The sequence below is a fragment of the Niveibacterium sp. 24ML genome (assembly GCF_026586805.1).
Classification (GTDB): domain Bacteria; phylum Pseudomonadota; class Gammaproteobacteria; order Burkholderiales; family Rhodocyclaceae; genus Niveibacterium.
In genome coordinates, this window is record NZ_JAPFHA010000021.1 from 1 (window position 1) to 19586 (window position 19586).

The window sequence follows — 19586 nt, forward strand, 5'->3', positions numbered from 1 at the left end:
GGTATGGCCGGAGGTTTGACGGTATGCAGGGTTGCATCCGGGCAACTGGCCCCGGCAATGCTCAGCGGCTGCGGGCACAGGTTGTCACTGGGGGCTTCTTCACTTGCAGCGTTAGCGCAAAACACAGCGCACATGATTGCAGAAGACCAAAAAGATTGAATTGGGCGCATTTGCTTAAGCTCTGAGCCGGGCCGGGGAACGCAGTGCCGTAAGGGCTGCCGTTGAAGCGCCACTCTATTCCGATACGTTTGGTCTTGCCTGCATGAGTGGCGTGGCTTCTTCTGAGCGCACTGCTGACTATGCTCGGTCTCGTTCGCGCGCGGTTGATTGCGAAGCGCTTTTCGTCGCGAGTATCTTGCGCAAGAACGAAAAAGCCGCTGACCCTTTCGGAATCAGCGGCTTTCAATTCTGTGGTGGAGAGGATGAGGATCGAACTCACGACCTCCGCATTGCGAACGCGGCGCTCTCCCAGCTGAGCTACCCCCCCACGAATGGGGATGAAGTATAGCCGCCGGGTTTTGGTTCTGCCAAGGGTAGGGGCGGGGGCGGTGGCATAATTCGCGGTTTCCCTGATTTCACGGCGTGTCGCGCTTGCGGTGTGCCGGCTGGAGCTCGCTGCATGTCCCAAGTCCCCGCGTACCTTCGCTTCCCGACCGTGTCGGGCGATACCCTGGTCTTCGTGACCGACGACGATTTGTGGTCGGTTCCGTTGGCAGGGGGGGTGGCGCGGCGGATTTCCGGCGGGCGCGGGCTGGTGGGCTTCCCGCGCTTTTCGCCCTGCGGTAACTGGCTGGCGTTCATTGCGACCGACGAGAGCCATTCCGAGTTGTATGTGATGCCGGCCGCAGGCGGCGCGGCGCGGCGGCTGACCTGGCTTGGCGCGCATACGGCGGTGGCGGGTTGGACGCCCGACGGCCGTGTCGTCATCGCGAGCAATGCCGACCAGCCGTTCTTCCACATGCGCCATCTGTTCACGGTTGCGCTCGACGCCCCCTTGCCGGTGCAGTTGCCCTGGGGCATGGCGAGCAATGTGGCGTGGTCGGCGCAGGGCGGCTGTGTGCTGGGCCGCAACACCAGCGACCCGGCGCTGTGGAAGCGCTATCGCGGTGGCACGATCGGCCACCTGTGGGTGGATGCAAGCGGCAGCGGCGAGTTCGCGCCGCTCGATCCGTTTGGCGATCCGCAGCGCGCCGGCAACCTGGCTTGCCCGATGTGGATCGGCGACCGGATCTGGTTTATCTCTGACCACGAAGGGATCGGGAATCTGTATTCCTGCGAGCCCGCCGGTGCTGGCCTGCACCGCCACACCGAGCATGGCGAACAGTACGTGCGGCACGCGTCCACCGATGGCGCGACGATCGTCTATCAATGCGGCGGCGACATCTACCGACTCGATCCGGTGAGCGGTGTGGCGCTGCGTATCGAGATTGAGGTGCCGGCGGCGCGGCCGCAATTGGCGCGCAAGTTCGTCAGCGGCGACGCCGAACTCGAAGCCTTCAGCGTGCACCCTGATGGCCACTCGCTCGCGCTCGCCGTGCGCGGCAAGGCGGTGAGCCTGCCGCTGTGGGAAGGCGCGATGCGCCAGTTGGGCGCGGAGCAGGGTGCGCGCTATCGCATGCCGGTGTGGCTCGCCGAAGGCGTGGGCGTGGTCCTGGTGTCGGACGCCAGCGGCGAAGAGCGGCTGGAGCTGCATGCCGAAGAGGGTGTCAGCGTGCTCGATGCCGATCTGGGCCGCATCACCGGTATCGTCGCTGCACCTCAAGGCTTGCGCGTCGTGGTCACGAACCACCGCAATGAGTTGTGGCTGGCCGATTTCGTATCGCGCGAAACCCGCCTGCTCGATCGTTGCGACTATCGCCGGATCGATGAGCCTGCGTTCTCGCCCGACGGTGCGTGGCTCGCCTACGATTTTGGCGTGAGCCGCGCAACGCGCGCGATCAAGCTGCTCGAAATCGCCACCGGGCGCAGTGGTCTTGCGAGTGGTGAAGATTTCGACGACTTCTCGCCGGTGTGGGACCCCGCCGGCAAGTATCTCTACTTCCTCTCGACCCGCGCCTTCGAGCCGGTGTACGACGAGGTCGTGTTCGACCTCTCTTTCCCGCGCGCGACGCGCCCCTACCTGGTTGCCCTGCAGGCTGACGGCATCGACCCCTTCGAACCCCTGCCGCGTGGCTTCGCGGAAGAGGATGACGAGGATGAAGACGAGGACGACGAGGAGGACGACGACGAGTCCGGTGACAAGAAGCAGGACGAAAAGGGCGAGGAGCGCCGCCCGCCCAAGCCGGTGATCGTGGAACTCGACGGCCTTGCGGGCCGGGTGCGGGCGTTCCCGGTTGGGGCTGGCCGGTACGGCCGCATTGATGCTGCGAAGGGCATCGTCTACTGGACGCTGCATCCGGTCACCACCGAGAGCGACGAAGATCAGGAAGTCGCCGACGCCTTGCTGCAATGCTGGGACATGCGCGCCCAGAAGGTGGAAACCGTACTCGAAGACGTGGGCGGATTCGTACTCGCGCTGCCGGGCAAGGCGGTGGTTGTCGATACCAACGAAGGCGTGCGCGCCTTCAAGATCGGCGAGAAGCCCAAGGAAGAAACCGAGTTGGGCGACTTCTCGCGCGAATCGGGTTGGGTTGATCTGGACCGCGTGCAGGTGGAAGTTGACCCGCGTTCCGAGTGGCGCCAGATGCTGCGCGAAGTGTGGCGCCTGCAGCGCGACCAGTTCTGGACGGCCGACATGAGCGGCGTCGACTGGGACCGCATCTGGGCGCGCTATGCGCCGCTGGTGGAACGTATCTCAACCCGCGAAGAACTCTCGGATCTGATCTGGGAGATGCAGGGCGAACTGGCGACCTCGCATTGCTACGAATCGGGCGGCGATCGCAAGCGCGTGGCCGCGCTGCCCTTGGGCCACCTTGGCGCCGAATTCCATTGGGACGAGGAAGCCGGCTGCTACCGCATCGGCCGCCTGGTGCGCGGCGATGCCTGGCGCGAGGGGCACGATTCGCCGCTCGCCGGCGTTGGCGTGCGCGCCAAACCGGGCGAACGCCTGCTCGCGATCGACGGCCTCGCCTGCGATCGCGAACACCCGCCGCAGGCCCGGCTGGTGGCGCGCGCCGGGCGCAAGGTCGAGCTGCTGCTGGCGGATGCCGACGGCAGCAACCGCCGCCGCGCGGTGGTTCGTACCCTGCCGAGCGAAGACGCCGCACGCTACCGCGAGTGGGTCGAAGCGAACCGTGCGCGGGTGCGCGAAGCCTCGGGCGGGCGGCTCGGCTACCTGCACATCCCCGACATGGTGACCTGGGGCTTCTCGGAATTTCACCGCTACCTGCGTACCGAAAGCCTGCGCGACGGGCTGATCGTTGACGCGCGTTTCAACCGCGGCGGCCATGTCTCGCAACTGCTGCTCGAAAAGCTCGCGCGCCGCGTGCTCGGCTACGACGTATCGCGCTGGGGCGCACCCGAGCCTTACCCCGCGCACGCGGTGGCGGGCCCGCTGGTGTGCGTGACCAACCAGCACGCCGGTTCGGATGGCGACATCTTTTCGCACTGCTTCAAGCTGATGGGCCTTGGCCCGCTGGTTGGCACCCGCACCTGGGGCGGGGTCATCGGAGTGTGGCCACGGCACCGCCTGGTCGATGGCACCATCACCACGCAGCCGGAGTTCAGTTTCTGGTTCAAGGATGTGGGCTGGGGCGTCGAGAACTGGGGCACCGAGCCCGATGTGCACATCGACATCGCGCCGCAGGACTACGCCAACGGCCGCGATCCGCAACTCGACAAGTCGGTTGAAGTGGCGCTTGCCGCACTCAGCAAGCAACCGCCGCGGGTGCCGGACTTCTCGCAACGGCCGCGGCTCGATTTGCCGAGCTGGCCGCCAAAGGCTTAACGCACACACCAGGCGGGCGCGGCCGGCCACAAGCCGCTGCGCCTGCCTTGAACAATCTGGCCGGCAACGCGTACGACGCGCAGCCGGCCGCACGAAAAGGCAAACACCATGCAGCCGAATAGCCCCGCCTACAACGAACTGCTTGCGCGCTCGCGCTCGATGCACCGGCTCGCGCACCTTGGCGCGATTGCTTACGTCGACCGTGCAACCCTGATGCCGCCCGGCGGCAACGAAGCACGCGCCGCCGCGGCGGCCGAGCTCGATCAGATCATGCATGCGCGCAGCACCGACCCGGCAATCGCGGGCCTGCTGCAAGCGGCGGAGCAGGAGCCGCTCAGCGATGTGGCACGTGCCGATCTGCGCGAGATGGCGCAGGCCTATCGCATGGCAACTGCCTTGCCGGCGGAACTGGTGCAAGCGAAGACGCTCGCCACCGCGCGTTGCGAACATGCCTGGCGCAGCCAGCGGCCGGCCAATGATTGGGCCGGCTTCCTGCCGAACCTGCGCGAGGTCTTGCGGATCGCGCGTGAAGAGGCGGCGCGACTCTCCGATGCCCTGGGGCTCTCACCCTACGACGCGCTGATCGAACGCTTCGAGCCCGGCATGCGCAGCGCCGAGATCGCGCGGGTATTCGATCCGATGCGTGCGTGGCTGCCCGGCCTGATCGCGCAGATTCGCGAACGCCAGGCGCAGACACCAGTGATTGCGCCGGCAGGCCCCTTCCCGGTTGAGGCGCAGCACCGGCTGGTGCGCGAGATGATCGAACTGCTCGGCTTCGATTTTGATCGCGGCCGCATGGACGAAAGCACCCACCCGTTCTGCGGCGGGGTGCCGGAAGACGTGCGCATGACCACCCGCTACCGCGAAGACGATTTCTCGGTCAGTTTGTTCGGCACCATTCACGAAACCGGCCATGCCCGTTACGAGCAGAACCTGCCGCGCGAGTGGCTGGGGCAGGGCATCGGCGTGGCCCGCTCGATGGGCATCCACGAAAGCCAGAGCCTCGCGTTCGAAATGCAACTCGCGCGCTCGCCGGGCTTCCTCGCGCAGCTCGCGCCGCGCCTGGTGCGCCACTTCGGCGCGCAGGCGGCCTTCGAGCCTCAAGCGCTGACGCGCTGGGCGACACAGGTGGCGCCCGGCAAGATCCGCGTCGACGCCGATGAAGCCACCTACCCCTGCCATGTGCTGCTGCGTTTTGATCTGGAGCGTGCGCTGATCGGCGGCGAGCTTGCGGTGGAAGACCTGCCCGCGGCGTGGGACGAAGGCATGCGCGATCTGCTCGGGCTCGACACCCGTGGCGACTACCGCGATGGCTGCATGCAGGACGTGCACTGGGCCGAGGGCCTGTTCGGCTACTTCCCCTGCTACACGCTCGGCGCGTTATACGCCGCGCAGTGGTTTGCGACGATGCGGCGCGACACGCCGGATCTGGATGCGCGCATCGCCGCCGGCGACTACGCGCCGGTGTTCGGGTGGCTGGATGCCAAGATCTGGTCGCAAGGCAGTCGCTGGACAACGCCCGAGCTGGTGCAGCGCGCGAGTGGCGAGGCGCTCAATCCGGCGCACTTCAAGCGCCACCTCGAAGCGCGCTACCTCGCCTGAGGCATTGCGTATGCGCCGCAGCGTCCAATCCGAAGCGCTCGCCGCCTTGATGATCGCCGACCCGGCGCAGAAGTCGGTGGCGGTGCGTGCGCTGCGTGCGGCGTGGATCGCTGGTGAACTGCCGCGTGCCGGCAAGGCGATCGTGACCGATCCGGTACTCGTGCCCGGCCGCCCGGCGCGGCCGCAAATGGTGTCGCCAGACGCGGTGCCGCGCCGCTCGCCCGGCAGCCGTGAAGGCTATGCTGCCCTGCTGCACGCGGTGGCGCACATCGAGTTCAACGCAATCAACCTCGCGCTCGATTGTGCCGCGCGCTTCTGGGATCGGCCCGACGCCTTCATCGACGATTGGCTGCGCGTGGCCGAGGAAGAGGCCTACCACTTTGGCCTGGTGTGCGAGCGCCTTGCTGCGGTGGGCCACGCCTACGGTGACTTCCCCGCCCACAACGGTCTGTGGGACATGTGCTGCGACACCGCGCAGGATTTCCTCGCGCGCATGGCGCTGGTGCCGCGCCTGCTCGAAGCGCGCGGGCTGGATGCCACGCCGCCGATGATCGAAAAGCTGCTCAAGAGCGGCGACGCCGACACCGTGGCGGTGCTGCACATCATCCTGCGTGACGAGATTGGCCATGTCGCGATCGGCGATCGCTGGTTCCGCCTTGCGTGCGCTGAACGCGGGCTCGAAGCCGAGGCGGCCTACCGCGAGCAGATCGTGCGCTTCGATGCGCCCTGGCCCAAACCGCCCTTCAATACGGCCGCGCGCCTTGAGGCAGGCTTCACCCAGGCAGAGCTTGATCAGCTGGCCAACCAGCGGCCGCCGCCGTATCGCACGCCGCGCAAGTCCGGTTGATTAATCCAGCGGCGTGATCGCGTCGCCCACATTGATGGTGCCGCTGGTGACGATTCGTGCGCGCAGGCCGCCCTTGCCGACAAAGGTTTTCACTACCTGCCGGTAGGTGCGTTGCGCAAAAGTGCTGCAGGGCTCGCACAGCTCAATGCCTTCAAGCTCCACGTCGCCGACCCGGAAGCGCTTGCCGCACAGGTCGTTCAAGCGCACGCCCTCGGTCACAAGATTGCGGCGCGGCTGATCGTGGCTCAGCGCGAGGCCGGTTTCGGCAACGAATGCGTCGATGCACTCGCGCTCGATCAAGGTGATCTGGGAGGCCGGGTCGGCATTGCCATCGGGCTTGAAATAGCGATCGCCGCGCAAACCACAGCCGGCTACGGCATCGACTTGCTGCACGCTGTTCATCGGCGCGTCTTGTGCTGCGATCAGGATCTTGATGACACGCGACATCGGAAACCTCTCTCTGGCAGCGCTTGTTGGGCCGCAGCTTAGCAAGGACGGCAAGCGCAGGTCGAATGAGTGCCTTGGCCGCCAAAAGTGCTCAGCGTGTGGCTGCCACGCGTGATAATTGCGCCTTCGTCGGTTCATCGCTCAGGATTTCGCCGTGCACGCACCTGCTGACTACGCTTGCCCATTCTGCCGTGTCGCCGCCGGGGGCGAATCGCAGGCTGAGGTGTTCAACGATGGTGTGGTGATCGGCGTCATGGGCCTGCATCAACCGGCAAACCATGCGGGAACGGTGCTGGTTTTGCCGGCACAGCACTTTGAGAACACCTACGAATTGCCGGATGAACTGGCGGGCAGACTGATGGTGGCGTCAGCGCGAATCGCGCGTGCGCTGAAGGTCGCACTGGGCTGCGAGGGCGTCACCTTGAGGCAGAACAATGAGCCCGCCGGCGGGCAAGATGTGTGGCACTGGCATATGCATGTGATACCGCGTTACGCGGGAGATCAGTACTTCCAGACGCCTATGCGCATGATGCCGTTGGCTGAACGCGCGGCGCTTGCGGCGCGCATTCGTGCCGCCATGGACGCGGCGGAACCCGATCGCGTCGGGGGCGCTTCATGACCGCGCCAGCGGAGTTTGGAGCCCACGAGGCCAGCGCCCGCGCCGAGTTCGTCGCCGGGGTGAAAGCCGAACTGCCGCTGCTGCTGGGGGTGGTTCCGTTCGGTTTGATCTTCGGCGTGCTGGGCTTGGCGGCGGGTTTGCCGGCGTGGGCGGTGATCGCGATGTCCTCGGTGGTGTTCGGCGGTTCGTCGCAGGTGGTGTTTGCGCAGTTGTGGGGTGCGCAGGTGCCGCCGGCGGTGATTACCGCGACGGTGGGCGTGGTGAACCTGCGCCATGCGCTCTACAGCGCGAGCGTGGCGCAGTACCTGCGGGATCTGCCGCTGCGCTGGCGGGTGCTGCTCGCGTACTTGCTCACCGATGAGGCCTACGCCGCGGCCATTCCGCGCTTCGCCCAGGGCCCTGCGACGCCTGCGCGGCACTGGTTCCTGTTTGGTACCGGCTTCACGTTGTGGGCGTCGTGGCAGGTGTCTACGGTGGTGGGCGTCTTGATGGGGGCCGCGATTCCAGCCGCATGGTCGCTCGACTTTTCGATTGCGCTGACCTTCATCGCACTCTTGCTACCGGGGATTCGCCGGCGCAGCGAACTGGTGGCGGCGCTGGTGGCGGGCGCGGTTGCGCTTGCAGCACAAGGCTTGCCACACAAACTCTGGATCATTGCGGCCGCGGTGGCCGGTATCGCCGCCGGTGCCGCTTCGCGGCGACTCGACAAGGCGGTGCACCATGAACAGTGAGCTTGGGCTCAACCTGACTTTGCTGGCGTGCGGGCTGCTGACCTTCCTGACGCGCTTTTCATTCATCGCCGGTGGCCGCCGCCTGGCCCTGGGGCCGCGCCTGCAGGCTCTGCTGCGCTATGTGCCGCCCGCGGTGCTGGCCGCGCTGATTGCGCCGGAAGTCTTCATGCGCGATGCCGCTCTCGACCTTTCGCCGGGAAACCCGCGCCTGATCGCTGCGGCGGTGGCTGCCGTGGTGGCGCTGCGCACGCGTAGCGTTACGCTGACGATCGGTGTCGGGCTGGTGACGCTGTGGGTGGCGCAGGGCCTGCTTGGCGGTGCGCTGTGATGCGCTATCCCTTGCCTTTGCGCGCGCCTGCGCGAATTGCGGTGACGGCGCCTTCGTCCGGCGTGCCGGCCGCGCTGCACCCGCGCCTTGATCTGGTGATCGGCCACCTTGCCCGGCGTGGCTTCGCGGTGGAGCAGGGCCAGTGCTTGCGCCAGAACCTCGGGCATGTGAGCGCGAACGCGGAGGCCCGTGCCGCTGAACTGATGCGCTACCTGCTGGATGATTCAATTGCTGCAGTGCTTCCGCCATGGGGCGGAGAGTTGGCGATCGAGCTGCTCGCGCGGCTGGACTTTGCGGCCATTGCCGCTGCAAAGCCGAAATGGCTGATGGGGTTTTCAGACCTCAGCACCTTGATGCTGCCGCTCACCCTGCTTGCGGCGTGGGCCACGGCGCACGGCCCGAATCTGATGGATCTGGCGCCGGCGCAATCCGACCCCCTTAGCGCCAGTGTGTTCCAGCACCTCGCCACCGCTGCCGGCGGCGCGTTCATTCAGGCCAGTTCGACGCATTGGCAGGCTCGTTGGCGGGACTTCGCGGAGGACCCGGCCGCCGGCTTTGATCTGACCGAACCGACGCGGCTTGAATGCCTGAACCCCGCAGGCCACGACGAGGCCGAGTTCTCCGGGCGCCTGATCGGCGGCTGCCTCGATACGATCCGGCATCTGGCCGGCTCGCGTTACGGCGATGTGCCCCGCTTCATTGCTGCGCACCGTGCCGAAGGCACGATTCTCTACTTCGAGAATGCCGAGATGCGCCCTTGCGACTACGCCCGCACGCTTGAAGGCTTGCGCCTGGCAGGCTGGTTCGAGGGCGTTTCCGGCCTCATCCTGGGCCGCAGCACCGCGCCCGAGGCGACCGAGGCGGGTGCCCTGAGCCAGCGCGCGGTGGTGGCGGCGGCGCTGGGAAGTCTGGGCTGCCCGGTGCTGCTTGAGGCCGACATCGGCCACAGGCCACCCCATTGGCTGATGATCAACGGCGCATTGGCGCGTGTTCGATACCGCACCGGGGCGGCCACCATCGAGCAGCGCCTGGTCTGAGGCGGCGCCCGGCCCGGGCCGGCGTCACGCCCGTCGCGGACCGGCGGCAGCTGCCGGCGGGCGCGCTGGGGCGCTGCTAAAATGTCTTGGCTTGCCTTGCGAGTGCTGCCATCCGGCGTCGCTCAAGTCACTTATTCCGGCCCCAGCTTGCGACGCTTTCTCGACCCTTCTTCGCGTCTTCGCTTGTCCGCGCTCGCGGTGGCGACCATCGCCAGCTGCGCGGTTGCGCTGTGGGTGGGCATGCTCTTGATCGAGGCCCAGGACGAGGGCGAAGCCGACGCCCGGTTCTTGCACCGGGTCGAGTCGCTGCGCTCGGCCATCCTCAGCGAGTACGCATCTTCGGCGCCGCCAAGCCGCGGGGATGAGTCGCTCGCCCGTATTCTGGCGGACTGCCTGCAACTGTCGGCCAGCGATGCCGGCCAACAGCGGCGCCTCACCAAGCTCGGCGCCTTGCTCGATCGGCAGCGTGTGTATGGGCCGGCTGCGCCCGCAGCTGATGATGGTGTGACCCTGATGCAGGATGCGGAGCGGGGCAACGCGTATGTCGTGCTGGCCGCGCACGCCTGGATTGATGCGATTCAGCTTGACGTTGAATCACGCCATGCCGTCAGCAAGGCGCGGCAAGCGCAAACCTTTCGCTGGCTGCAGTGGGCGGTGGCCGCTACCTTGATCAGCGCCTTGCTCTTCGGGCTGGTGCTGATCCGGGTGATGCGTCATCTGAGCCGCCAGGGCCTGGCGCGACTTTCGAGGCTTGAGGCGCGCGCCAATCGCGATCCGCTCACCGGCTTGCCCAACCGCCGCCTGTTACAGGACCGCCTCGAGCAGGCGGTGCAGCGCGCGGAGCGGCGGGGCTGCCATACGGCGGTGATCGTGCTTGATCTGGACGGTTTCAAGCCGGTTAACGATACCTATGGCCACGCGATTGGCGATGTGGTCTTGCGGCGCGTGGCCAAGCGGATGCGCGCCGCGATTCGCAGTGAGGATACGGTCTGCCGGCTGGGTGGCGACGAGTTCGTCGTGATCATCGGTGAAGTGGACGACCCGGTCTATGCCGTGCGGCGTGCGCGTGATCTGGTGCTGCGGATGTCGCGGCCGATTCGCCACGAAGACAAGGTCTTGCGCGTCGGCGCAAGCGCCGGTCTGGCGTTGTTCCCGGATGATGCGGCCAGTGGCTCGGCCCTGCTTGAGCTGGCCGACCAGGCCTTGTATGCGGCCAAGCACGGCGGGCGTGGCCAGGTCATTACCGCCGGCGAAGTGCATCACGGGCATACGACGATCAGCCCGCTCCCCGAGCCCCAAGTGATCCGCGCGGCCCGCGCCTGACCCGCTGCGGTACCCCGGTGCGGCAGACGATGCCCCGCCGTTTCAAGTGCAAAAAAGACCCCCGCAAACTTCGCGGGGGTTCAGCGGCTGCACGGCAAATGCCCGATCTATCGGAACGAGTAACTCGCCGACATGTAGTAGGTGCGACCACGCGGGTCGGTGTAGGTGGGGTCGTAGGTCGAGAGGAAGTAGTACGACTGGTTCGAGAACGGCGGCGGCGTGTCGCCCAGGTTCAGGATGCCGGCGCGTACCTTGAACGCCTTGCTCGCCGTCCAGGTGCCGATCAGATCCCACTGCGAGTAGGACTCCACGTCGCGCGGCGGCAGCAGGGCGCCGTCGCCGCCGGCGGCGTTCGGGTCTACCGCCTTGTTGTGGTCTTCGTAGCCGCTTGAGTAGCTGTTCGCCAGGGTCAGGCCAAAGGCGCCCATGTCCCAGTCAAAGCCCAGGCGGTGACGCCATTCCTGCACAACCTGGTCAACCAGGAAGCGGCCCTTGTTCTCGACGAATTCTTCGCTGCCGAACTGGCGCTTGTATTCAAGCACCCAGGTGCCGCTGAAATTCACCCCGAAGCGGCCGTAGGCGGTGCGATCGCTGCGCCACGAACCTTCGAAGTCGAAGCCGGAGGTCTTCAGTTCGCCCTGGTTCTGCTTCTGCAGGACCATGTTGGTGATGAAACCGTCGGCATCGCGGGTGACGTACTGCGCTTCGTACTTGTCGAGGTTCTCGAGGATGATCTCTTCGGCGAGGCCGCTGATGATGTCCTTCTTCTTGATCGACCAGTAATCGATGCTGAAGCTGCTGTTGCGGAAGGGCTCGAAGACGAAGCCGAGCGAGAACTGCTGCGAGGTTTCCGGTTTCAGTTCCTCGTTGGCGCGGCGCTCCACCGGCACCTGGTCGGTACAGTCCACCAGCACGTTTCCAGCGGCGACGCAGCCCGGATCAGGCAGGATCGCCGAGCTGCTGCCGAAGGAAGTGGGGCGGTAGAGTTCGCTGAAGGTCGGGGCGCGGAAGCCGGTGCCGGCCGAGCCGCGCACCATCAGGTTCTGCATCGGTTGCCAGCGCACGCCCAGCTTCGGGTTCCAGGTGTCACCCACCTGGGTGTAGTAGTCGTAGCGCAAGGCCGCCTGCACTTCGATCTGCTTGGTGAAGGGCGCGTTGAATTCGGCGAACCAGCTGGTGATGTTGCGGCTGTTCGAGGTGGCTTCCAGCGTGGCGCCCGACGAGCTGCGATCGCCGGCGATGTTGTTCGCGTTGAGCAGGGCCGAGGGCTCGAACTCGGCCGACTCGCGGCGGTATTCGAGGCCGGTTGCCAGCCCGAGGTCACCGCCGGCCAGTTCCATCAGCGAGCCGCTCAGCTTGAAGTCGATGCCTTGCGTGACGCCCTTGGAGCGGCGGCCCACTTCGTCCACCTTGAGCGAGTTGATCACATCCTTGCCGGCCGCCGGCGAGGCGCCGAAGGGGTTGATTGCGCCGCCCCGCACACCGGCGACGTATTCGTCGAAGAGGAAGTAACCGTCAGTCATGCGGTCAGCGGTTTCGTTGCTGGCGAAGTTCAGGCCGGTCTCGTAGTCCCACTCGCCGGCCACGCCCTTGAGCGCCAGCACAACGCGCTGCGCGTCGCTGGTGACCTCGTTGGTGCGGTTGCCGGCTTCGGTGACACGCTGGCGCAGTTCCACATTGCCGGTGGCCGGCAGCGCGAGCGGGCCGAGCCAGCCGTTGACCACCGAAACCGGCACGCCGGTAATCTGCAGCGGGTTCGGGCTGGAAACGTAGGTCGTCTTGGCCTGGCTCTGCATGTACTCAAGCGAGATGTCGGTCTTCTCGTTGATGCGATACACGCCGCGGCCGAGGAAGCCGAGCTTCTGCGCTTCCGGGTAGATCTCGGTGTCTTGCATGTAGTCGTAGCTGCAGGCCTGCGGCTGCTGGTTCGCCGCGAACACGGTGGCGGGCGGGTTGCAGTTGGGCGCAAAGGGGTTGATGGTGCGCTGATTGACCACCACGCCGCCGATCGTATAGCCCGCGTTGGCCAGCTGGGTCCGCTGGGCGCTGCTCAGGCGGATGTTGGCCGGGTCCGTGCGGCTGGACATGTAGAAGGGCAGGTTGGTCGCGAGCGGGCGTTCCTGCAGGAATTCGCGCTGGGTTGAACGCAGGCTGTCGAGCTTCTGCACATCGAACACGCCGAAGAGGTTGAAGCGGTCTTCGTCGAGATTGCCGAAACCGCCGCCGATCGAAGCGGCCATCTTGCCGCCGCCGCCTTCCTGCGTGGTCGATCCATACACGTTCACATCGGCGCCGACGTAGTCGGAGCGGGTGATGAAGTTGATCACGCCGCCGATTGCATCGGTGCCGTAGATCGCCGAGGCGCCGTCCTTGAGCACTTCAACCCGCTCGATCGCGCCGGCCGGAATGTTGTTCAGGTCCACCCCCGCGCTATCGCCCGGCGACGCAAAGTTCGCCATGCGGCGCCCGTTGAGCAGCACCAGCGTGCTCGATACGCCGATACCGCGCAGGTTGGCGCCGTTGAAGCCGCGCTGGCCGCCGGTGTTGTCGGTGATGCTGGCGCCGTCGCCCAGCGGTGCGTTGTTCGCGCTGATGGTCTTCATCAGTTCGGCTGCCGTGGTGGCGCCGCTCTTGATGATGTCCTCTTTCTTGATCGTCTGAACCGGCAGGGCCTTTTCGCCTTCGATCCGCTTGATGCTCGAACCGGTCACCGAAATCTTCTGCACCTTGGCGGGCGGGGCTTCCTGGGCGAGGGCGCTCTGCGCAATGATTGCAGAGGCAATCGCAATGGCGCAGGGCTTGACGCGGAAGGCCGGCGGGCGTGAGTGGCGGGTCGCTTTTGCAAGGGTCATGCAGGTAATCCTCTCCATGGAGATGCTGTGACGTGGCGAGCGCGGCTTCGTTTGTCCGTGACTCGCTGCCCGCCTGCTGGGCTGGCATGGAGGGGCAGTCTAGGGAGCGACTTGCACTTTGCGAATGGGGTTTCCGCCCCACCGTCGCAACCGGGCAAGTTAGGGTCGCAATCGAGAAAACACCAAAAACACGCCTTGCATCAAAGCGACGTGCACTTGCACGCATGGCGCATTGCGCCACGGCGGCGTGCAATCTGCGCCACTTCGGTGCCAACATCGGTCCCCGTTGCGACTGCCCCGGCGGCCTCCGCTGATACCCACTGACCATGCAGACCCGACTCAAGACACTCCTTCTCTGTGCCTGCATCTGGCTGATGCCCGCAGCCCCCGTGCATGCGGCCACGCCCGCCGCCGGCTATGCCGTGCCGATTGGCGGCGCGCTCAAGTACGACAACGACGCGGTGTGGGGGCGCCTGGTTGAACTCGCCGGCGGCCCCGGCGCGCGCTTTGTGGTCTTGGCCACCGCAGCCGGCAATCCGGAGCGGTCCGCCAGGCAGATCGTTGATGCGCTGACGCGGCGTGGCGCGGTGGCCGAGGCCTTGCCGGTGTCGGCCCGCCTCGTGGGGGTGGATGTGTCGCGGGCGGTGCAGGACCCGGCGCTCATCGCCAAGGTGCGTGCAGCGAACGGTGTGTTTTTCTCTGGTGGCGCGCAGGAGCGCATTGTCGATGCGCTTGCGCCGGGTGGCGTCGAGTCGCCCTTGCTCAGCGAGATTCGCCAGCTGCAGCAGCGCGGCGGCGTGGTGGCAGGCACCAGTGCCGGCGCGGCGATCATGAGCACCGTGATGTTCCGCGATGCGCAGGATGTGATGGCGATCCTCAAGGGGCAACTGCGCGAGGGTAAGGAAGTCGATCGCGGGCTGGGTTTTGCCGGCCCGGCGCTCTTTGTGGACCAGCACTTTCTCAAGCGTGGCCGCGTCGGGCGCATGCTGCCGCTGATGCTGGCCAAGGGTTACAAGCTTGGGATCGGCGTCGAGGAGAACTCGGCCGCCATCATTCATGGCGATCAGATCGAAGTGATTGGCGGCAAGGGCGCGCTGCTGGTGGACTTGCACGATGCCACGCACGATCCCGCGGTGGGGGCATTCAACCTGCTCGGCGCCCGGGTCAGTTATCTGGACCGCGGCGACCGCTACGACATGGCCACCCGCACCGTGTTGCCGTCTGCGGCCAAGCTCGCCGATCACAAGGTCGACCCGAACGCGGCCGACTTCAAGCCCTTCTTCGCCAACGACCCGTACTACCTCGACATGCTGGGTGACACCACCATCGTCAATGCCATGGGCAATCTGATCGACAACCCACGCCGCGAAGTCATGGGCCTGGCCTACACCATGCGGCCGCCGCAAGACGACAAGCAGCCGAGCCTGGGCTTCGAGTTCCGCCTCTACAAGAAGGCCGATAGCGTGGGCTGGTTCACCGGCGCCTTCGGCGGCGAAGACTACACGGTAGCCAACCTGTACCTTGATGTGCGCCCGGTTCGCGTCAGGCAACCGCTGTACACCCCGTGGAAGCAATGAGCCCAGCAATCCCGCAGAACCCGCCCGGAACCGATTGATTCATGCAAATACAAAAGCACGCCCTGACTGCCGCAACCCCCGGCGTTTCAAGTGAACTGGTGAGCCTGCACTTTGGCACCCCTGGCAGCGGCGAGAAGGTGTACATCCAGGCCTCGCTGCACGCCGATGAAATCCCCGGCATGCTGGTGGCGCACCATTTGCGGCAACGCTTCGAGGCGCTCGAAGGCGCAGGCAAGCTGCGTGGCGAGATCGTGCTGGTGCCGGTTGCCAATCCGCTCGGGCTCGCGCAGACCCTGTTGCATGTGCCGCAGGGCCGCTTCGATTTCTACACCGGCGAGAACTACAACCGCTACTACCCGAATTTCGCCCGCCAGGTGGGTGATGCGGTGGAAGCTGCGCTCGGTGCCGACCCGGTGCGCAACGTGGCGCTGGTGCGTGCCGCGCTGCGCGCCGCCGTGAGTGCGATGCCGGTCGATACCGATCTGGCCAGTCTGCGCCGTACCCTCTACGGCATGGCCTGCGATGCCGACGTGGTGCTTGATCTGCACTGCGACACCGAAGCGGTTCTGCACCTGTACACCGGCACGCCCCTGTGGCCACAGGCCGAAGCACTTGCGCGGCACCTTGGCGCAGCGCTCAGCTTGCTGGCCACCGAGTCCGGCGATGCCCCCTTCGACGAAGCCTGCTCGCAGGTGTGGTGGCTGCTGGCCGAACGCTTTGCCGGGCGCTACCCGCTGCCACTGGCCTGCATGTCGGCAACCATCGAGTTGCGCGGTTTCTCCGACGTGGGCCACGGCGACGCCGCGCGCGATGCCGACGCGATCGTCCGCTATCTGGCCTCGCGCGGCGTGATCGAGCAGGCGCCGGCCGAACTGCCGCCGCTGCTGCGCGAACCGATGCCGCTGGCCGGATCGATGCCGGTTCATGCCACCCACGGCGGTGTGCTGGTGTTCCTGCGCGAGTGTGGTGCCGAACTGATGCGGGGCGAGGTGATCGCCGAGATCATCGACCCGTTTTCGGGCCAGGTGACGGCGCTCGAGGCGCCGGTTGATGGCCTGCTCTACGCGCGGGACAATCGCCGCTTTGCGACCGCCGGCATGCGGGTGGCGAAGGTGGCGGGCCGCGAGGCCCTGCGCAGCGGCAAATTGCTGAGCGCCTGAGCCCGCGCACGAAGAGACCAACTTGAGCACGCCCCAGCGCTACGGCTTCCTGCTGCTGCCCGGCTTCCCCATGCTCGCCCTCGCCGGCGCGCTTGAGGTGCTGGGCGCTGCCAACGCCTTGCTGGGCGAGCAGAGCTACGCACCGCATCTGATGTCGCTCGACGGCGAATCGGTCCGTGCGGCCAGCGGCGCCGGGGTCGAGGTGCAGGGGCGCTTCGCAAGCGATGTCGAACTGCATGCGGTCTTTGTCGTGTCGGACCACAGCCTCGGCGCGCTCGATCTGGTGGCCTGCCAGCAGTGGCTCGCCGCGCTGGGCGAGGCGGGCTGCCTGCTTGGCGGCATTGGCACCGGCGCCGCCGTGATGGCCGATGCCGGCTTGCTGCGTGGCCATCGCGCCACGATTCACTGGCCGCATGTGGCCGAAGTGGCGGAGCGGCACGCCGAAACCGTGGTGTCGTCAAACCTCTACGAGATCGACCGCGGCCGCCTCACCTGCGCCGGCGGCGCCGCCAGCATCGACATGCTGCTTGCCTGGATGGGTATCCGGCATGGCGAGCGGGTTGCGCAGGAAATCGCGGCGCAACTTGGGCTTGAGCGCATCCGCGCGCGCGACGAGCGTCAGCTGGTGCCCAGCGCGGCGCGCATCGGCGGCAGTTCGGCCAAGCTCGCCGAGGCGCTGGCGCTGATGGAAGCCAACCTGAGCGAGCCGCTCCCGACCGAAGACATTGCACGGCTGGTGGGGGTGTCGCGCCGCCAGCTCGAACGCCTGTTCAAGCAACACCTCGACGCGCTGCCCTCGCGCTACTACCTCGATTTGCGCCTCACGCGCGCGCGCCGCCTGCTGCAGCAAAGCAGCCAGTCGATCCTGCAGATCGGGCTTGCCTGCGGCTTTGCCTCGGGCCCCCATTTTTCCAACGCGTACCGCAGCCACTTCGGACGCACGCCGCGCGAAGAGCGCAGCCAGCGCGCCGCCGCATGGCGTGATGCCCCCCCGGTACGAGAGGAGTCCCCCGCATGATGGATGTATCCCCCGGCCAGTTCGTGCTGCGCCCGTCGACGCCGGAAGACCTGCCGGCGATCGAACGGATTGCTGCGGCGAGCACCTTCGGCATCAACTCGCTGCCGCCCGATCGCGACTTCCTGCTCGCGCGCATCGAGCGCTCGCAGCACGCGTTCCAGACGCAAGACGACGCCAGCGGCGAAGAGTCCTACCTCTTCGTGCTGGAGGACACCGCTGCCGGCCGCGTCATCGGCACCAGCGGCATCGCCGCCAGCGCCGGCTTTCACGACCGCTTCTACAGCTACCGCAATGAGTTCGCGGTGCACGCCAGCGAGGCGCTGGGGGAGAGCAACCGCATCCACACCCTGCACCTGTGCCACGACCTCACCGGTTACACGCTGCTGACCTCCTTCTACATCGAGCCGGACTACGCCGACACGGTGGCGCCGCAGTTGCTTTCGCGCGCGCGCCTCTTGTTCATCGCGGAATTCGGTGCGCGCTTTGCCGACCGCGTGGCGGCCGAGACGCCGGGCCTGTGCGATGCGAACGGCAACTCGCCTTTCTGGGACGAAGTGGGGCGGCGCTTCTTCAACATGGACTATCCGCAGGCCGAGCGACTGGCGGGGGGGCGCAGCAAGAGTTTCATCGCCGAGCTGATGCCGCACTCGCCCATCTATGTGCCGCTGCTGCCCGAAACCGCGCAGTGGGCGATCGGCCAACTGCATCCCGATGGCGAATTGCCCTTTTCGATCCTGCTCGACGAGGGCTTCGAAGCCGACACCTACATCGATGTGTTCGACGGCGGCCCCACGGTGGAAGCACGGGTGGCGCTGCTTCGCACGATTCGCCACGCACGCCGGGCGGTGGTGGGCGAAGCGCCGCTTGCGAGCGGCCCCTGGCACCTGGTGGCGCGAACCGTGCGCGAAGGCTTTCGCGCCACGCTGGCGCAGATCGCCCCCGGCGGTCCGCTGGCGGCGCTGGACGCGGCCGCGCGCGAACGTCTGGGCGTTGCGGTGGGCGAGGCCGTGCGGATTGCGCCGCTGGTGCTGGATGAAGTCGCCAGCGAGGAGGCATCGGCATGACGCAACTGCGAATCCGCAGTGCCGTGGCGGAAGATCTGCCGGCAATCGCAGCCCTGATGGCCGATTGCGGCCGCCAGCAGGCCGGCGTGCAGTGGCCGCCAGCGGCGGGCGAACACCTGCTGGTGGCCGACACCGGCGAAGGGGGCGCGGTGCTGGGCTGCTTGCGCCTGAGCGCGGCGATCGGCTTGCGCCAGCCGCGCTACTGGTACCACGTGGGCTGCGTGGTCCACGCCGCGCGTGAGCTGGATCTGTTCCAGCGCCAGCGTACCTTGTTGCTCGGCAACAACCACACGGGCGCGAGCGAACTGGCCGATATTGCCTGGGCGCGCAGCGGTGTGCCGCTGGCGGAACAGGCGCTGGTGCTCAACCTGCTGGTGCAGACGGCCATGCTGCTGATGGCGCGCCGCCGCGAAGCATTTGCGAGCCATCTGGTGGTGGAACTGCCCGGCTTGCGCGATGTGGCCGGGCAGGCGCCATTCTGGCAAGGGCTCGGGCGCCAGTTCTGCCGGCGCGACCCGCTGCTGGCGCGCGAGCAGTTCGGCGACGACTGGCGCGCCCATGCCGCGGCGCTGTTGCCACGCCAGACGGTCTACGCATCCTTCCTGCCGGCTGCCGCGCAGGAAGCCATTGCCCAGGCATCGCCGGCGGCACGCGTGCTGCAAGAGGTGCTGGAGGCGGCGGGGCTGCGCTACAGCCACCACATCAGCATTGACGATGGCGGGCCGGTGCTCGAAGCGGATGTCGACACGCTTGGCGCGGTGATGGCGAGCCGCGTGTGGTCAATCAGCTTGCGCGACGCCGCCACGGCCAGTGTGCCGATGCTGGTGGCGCAGGGCGATGCGGGCAACTGGCGCGCCGTGCTGGTGCAGGCCGCCGTGGCAAACGGCAAGCTCGCGCTCGCACAAGAAGACATGGCCCGGCTTGGCGCGGGTGAGGGCGCGCAGGTCTGGGCGGCCCCGCTGCGTAGCGAGTTTGGCCCGCTGAGCGGCTGCGTCGCAGCCAGGGCTTAGGCCCGTGCATGCACCGCGGGGCCTGAGACACCCAATCTGGATCGACATCAATCGGGGGCGCACGCGTCGCACCGCGGCCCGCGCC

The 19586-nt window shown here is 66.9% G+C and carries 16 protein-coding genes and 1 tRNA gene; 13 read left to right on the forward strand and 4 right to left on the reverse strand.

Annotated elements, in window-relative coordinates:
* Positions 1-61: 61 nt before the first annotated feature.
* Positions 62-439 (reverse strand): hypothetical protein, encoded by a 378-nt coding sequence (locus OPU71_RS16290; protein ID WP_267729080.1) that lies wholly within the window; start codon positions 437-439, stop codon positions 62-64.
* A tRNA-Ala gene (locus OPU71_RS16295) sits at positions 412-487 on the reverse strand. The genes OPU71_RS16290 and OPU71_RS16295 overlap by 28 nt, the downstream gene beginning before the upstream one ends.
* A 132-nt stretch (positions 488-619) precedes the next feature.
* On the opposite strand from OPU71_RS16295, the gene OPU71_RS16300 reads away from it, so the two are divergent.
* From OPU71_RS16300 to OPU71_RS16310, 3 genes are all read left to right on the forward strand, one after another.
* Complete coding sequence (locus OPU71_RS16300; RefSeq protein ID WP_267729081.1) at positions 620-3886, forward strand: S41 family peptidase; 3267 nt, start codon at positions 620-622, stop codon at positions 3884-3886.
* Positions 3887-3994: 108 nt separating this feature from the next.
* A complete protein-coding gene (locus tag OPU71_RS16305; RefSeq protein ID WP_267729082.1) occupies positions 3995-5488 on the forward strand; it encodes a carboxypeptidase M32 in 1494 nt (497 codons plus the stop codon).
* Between the two features lie 10 nt (positions 5489-5498).
* A complete protein-coding gene (locus tag OPU71_RS16310; RefSeq protein WP_267729083.1) occupies positions 5499-6335 on the forward strand; it encodes a ferritin-like domain-containing protein in 837 nt (278 codons plus the stop codon).
* Here OPU71_RS16310 and OPU71_RS16315 read toward each other — a convergent pair whose 3' ends face one another.
* The gene (locus OPU71_RS16315; protein ID WP_267729084.1) at positions 6336-6782 is read right to left on the reverse strand and encodes an MOSC domain-containing protein; all 447 of its coding nucleotides are present in this window, start codon (positions 6780-6782) and stop codon (positions 6336-6338) included.
* 154 nt (positions 6783-6936) lie between these two features.
* Here OPU71_RS16315 and OPU71_RS16320 point away from each other — a divergent pair, with 154 nt between their 5' ends.
* The 5 genes from OPU71_RS16320 to OPU71_RS16340 all read left to right on the forward strand — a co-directional run bounded on the left by OPU71_RS16320 (position 6937) and on the right by OPU71_RS16340 (position 10820).
* Positions 6937-7401, forward strand: a complete 465-nt coding sequence (locus tag OPU71_RS16320) for an HIT family protein (RefSeq protein ID WP_267729086.1) — start codon at positions 6937-6939, stop codon at positions 7399-7401.
* Positions 7398-8132 carry an AzlC family ABC transporter permease gene (locus OPU71_RS16325; protein ID WP_267729088.1) on the forward strand — a complete coding sequence of 245 codons (735 nt, stop codon included), beginning with the start codon at positions 7398-7400 and terminating at the stop codon, positions 8130-8132. The genes OPU71_RS16320 and OPU71_RS16325 overlap by 4 nt, the downstream gene beginning before the upstream one ends.
* The gene (locus OPU71_RS16330) at positions 8122-8460 is read left to right on the forward strand and encodes an AzlD domain-containing protein (protein WP_267729090.1); all 339 of its coding nucleotides are present in this window, start codon (positions 8122-8124) and stop codon (positions 8458-8460) included. Before OPU71_RS16325 ends, OPU71_RS16330 begins: the two co-directional genes overlap by 11 nt.
* Complete coding sequence (locus tag OPU71_RS16335; RefSeq protein ID WP_267729091.1) at positions 8460-9497, forward strand: S66 family peptidase; 1038 nt, start codon at positions 8460-8462, stop codon at positions 9495-9497. The genes OPU71_RS16330 and OPU71_RS16335 overlap by 1 nt, the downstream gene beginning before the upstream one ends.
* Before the next feature lie 81 nt (positions 9498-9578).
* The gene (locus tag OPU71_RS16340; protein WP_267729093.1) at positions 9579-10820 is read left to right on the forward strand and encodes a GGDEF domain-containing protein; all 1242 of its coding nucleotides are present in this window, start codon (positions 9579-9581) and stop codon (positions 10818-10820) included.
* A gap of 107 nt (positions 10821-10927) precedes the next feature.
* Here OPU71_RS16340 and OPU71_RS16345 read toward each other — a convergent pair whose 3' ends face one another.
* Positions 10928-13672, reverse strand: coding sequence for a TonB-dependent receptor (locus tag OPU71_RS16345; RefSeq protein ID WP_267729094.1), 2745 nt, complete (start codon positions 13670-13672; stop codon positions 10928-10930).
* A gap of 374 nt (positions 13673-14046) precedes the next feature.
* On the opposite strand from OPU71_RS16345, the gene OPU71_RS16350 reads away from it, so the two are divergent.
* Genes OPU71_RS16350 through OPU71_RS16370 form a run of 5 tightly spaced genes read left to right on the forward strand, consistent with a single transcriptional unit; the run spans position 14047 to position 19501 of the window.
* Positions 14047-15249 (forward strand): cyanophycinase, encoded by a 1203-nt coding sequence (locus OPU71_RS16350; protein ID WP_267729095.1) that lies wholly within the window; start codon positions 14047-14049, stop codon positions 15247-15249.
* A 41-nt stretch (positions 15250-15290) separates the two neighbouring features.
* Entirely contained in the window at positions 15291-16409 is a 1119-nt protein-coding gene (locus OPU71_RS16355; RefSeq protein WP_267729096.1) for a succinylglutamate desuccinylase/aspartoacylase family protein, read from the forward strand.
* Between the two features lie 22 nt (positions 16410-16431).
* A complete protein-coding gene (locus OPU71_RS16360; RefSeq protein ID WP_267729098.1) occupies positions 16432-17427 on the forward strand; it encodes a GlxA family transcriptional regulator in 996 nt (331 codons plus the stop codon).
* The gene (locus tag OPU71_RS16365) at positions 17424-18491 is read left to right on the forward strand and encodes an arginine N-succinyltransferase (RefSeq protein ID WP_267729099.1); all 1068 of its coding nucleotides are present in this window, start codon (positions 17424-17426) and stop codon (positions 18489-18491) included. Before OPU71_RS16360 ends, OPU71_RS16365 begins: the two co-directional genes overlap by 4 nt.
* On the forward strand, positions 18488-19501 hold the full coding sequence (locus OPU71_RS16370) for an arginine N-succinyltransferase (RefSeq protein WP_267729101.1): 1014 nt from the start codon (positions 18488-18490) through the stop codon (positions 19499-19501). The genes OPU71_RS16365 and OPU71_RS16370 overlap by 4 nt, the downstream gene beginning before the upstream one ends.
* The last annotated feature ends 85 nt before the right edge of the window (positions 19502-19586 follow it).

Bases quoted from the DNA above. Each gene is read 5' to 3' on its own strand.
- OPU71_RS16325 (WP_267729088.1), top strand. From the start codon at position 7,398: ATGACCGCGCCAGCGGAGTTTGGAGCCCACGAGGCCAGCGCCCGCGCC.
- OPU71_RS16365 (WP_267729099.1), top strand. From the start codon at position 17,424: ATGATGGATGTATCCCCCGGCCAGTTCGTGCTGCGCCCGTCGACGCCG.
- OPU71_RS16330 (WP_267729090.1), top strand. From the start codon at position 8,122: ATGAACAGTGAGCTTGGGCTCAACCTGACTTTGCTGGCGTGCGGGCTG.
- OPU71_RS16355 (WP_267729096.1), top strand. From the start codon at position 15,291: ATGCAAATACAAAAGCACGCCCTGACTGCCGCAACCCCCGGCGTTTCA.
- OPU71_RS16370 (WP_267729101.1), top strand. From the start codon at position 18,488: ATGACGCAACTGCGAATCCGCAGTGCCGTGGCGGAAGATCTGCCGGCA.
- OPU71_RS16310 (WP_267729083.1), top strand. From the start codon at position 5,499: ATGCGCCGCAGCGTCCAATCCGAAGCGCTCGCCGCCTTGATGATCGCC.
- OPU71_RS16335 (WP_267729091.1), top strand. From the start codon at position 8,460: ATGCGCTATCCCTTGCCTTTGCGCGCGCCTGCGCGAATTGCGGTGACG.
- OPU71_RS16305 (WP_267729082.1), top strand. From the start codon at position 3,995: ATGCAGCCGAATAGCCCCGCCTACAACGAACTGCTTGCGCGCTCGCGC.
- OPU71_RS16345 (WP_267729094.1), bottom strand. From the start codon at position 13,672: ATGACCCTTGCAAAAGCGACCCGCCACTCACGCCCGCCGGCCTTCCGC.
- OPU71_RS16315 (WP_267729084.1), bottom strand. From the start codon at position 6,782: ATGTCGCGTGTCATCAAGATCCTGATCGCAGCACAAGACGCGCCGATG.
- OPU71_RS16300 (WP_267729081.1), top strand. From the start codon at position 620: ATGTCCCAAGTCCCCGCGTACCTTCGCTTCCCGACCGTGTCGGGCGAT.
- OPU71_RS16350 (WP_267729095.1), top strand. From the start codon at position 14,047: ATGCCCGCAGCCCCCGTGCATGCGGCCACGCCCGCCGCCGGCTATGCC.
- OPU71_RS16340 (WP_267729093.1), top strand. From the start codon at position 9,579: ATGTCTTGGCTTGCCTTGCGAGTGCTGCCATCCGGCGTCGCTCAAGTC.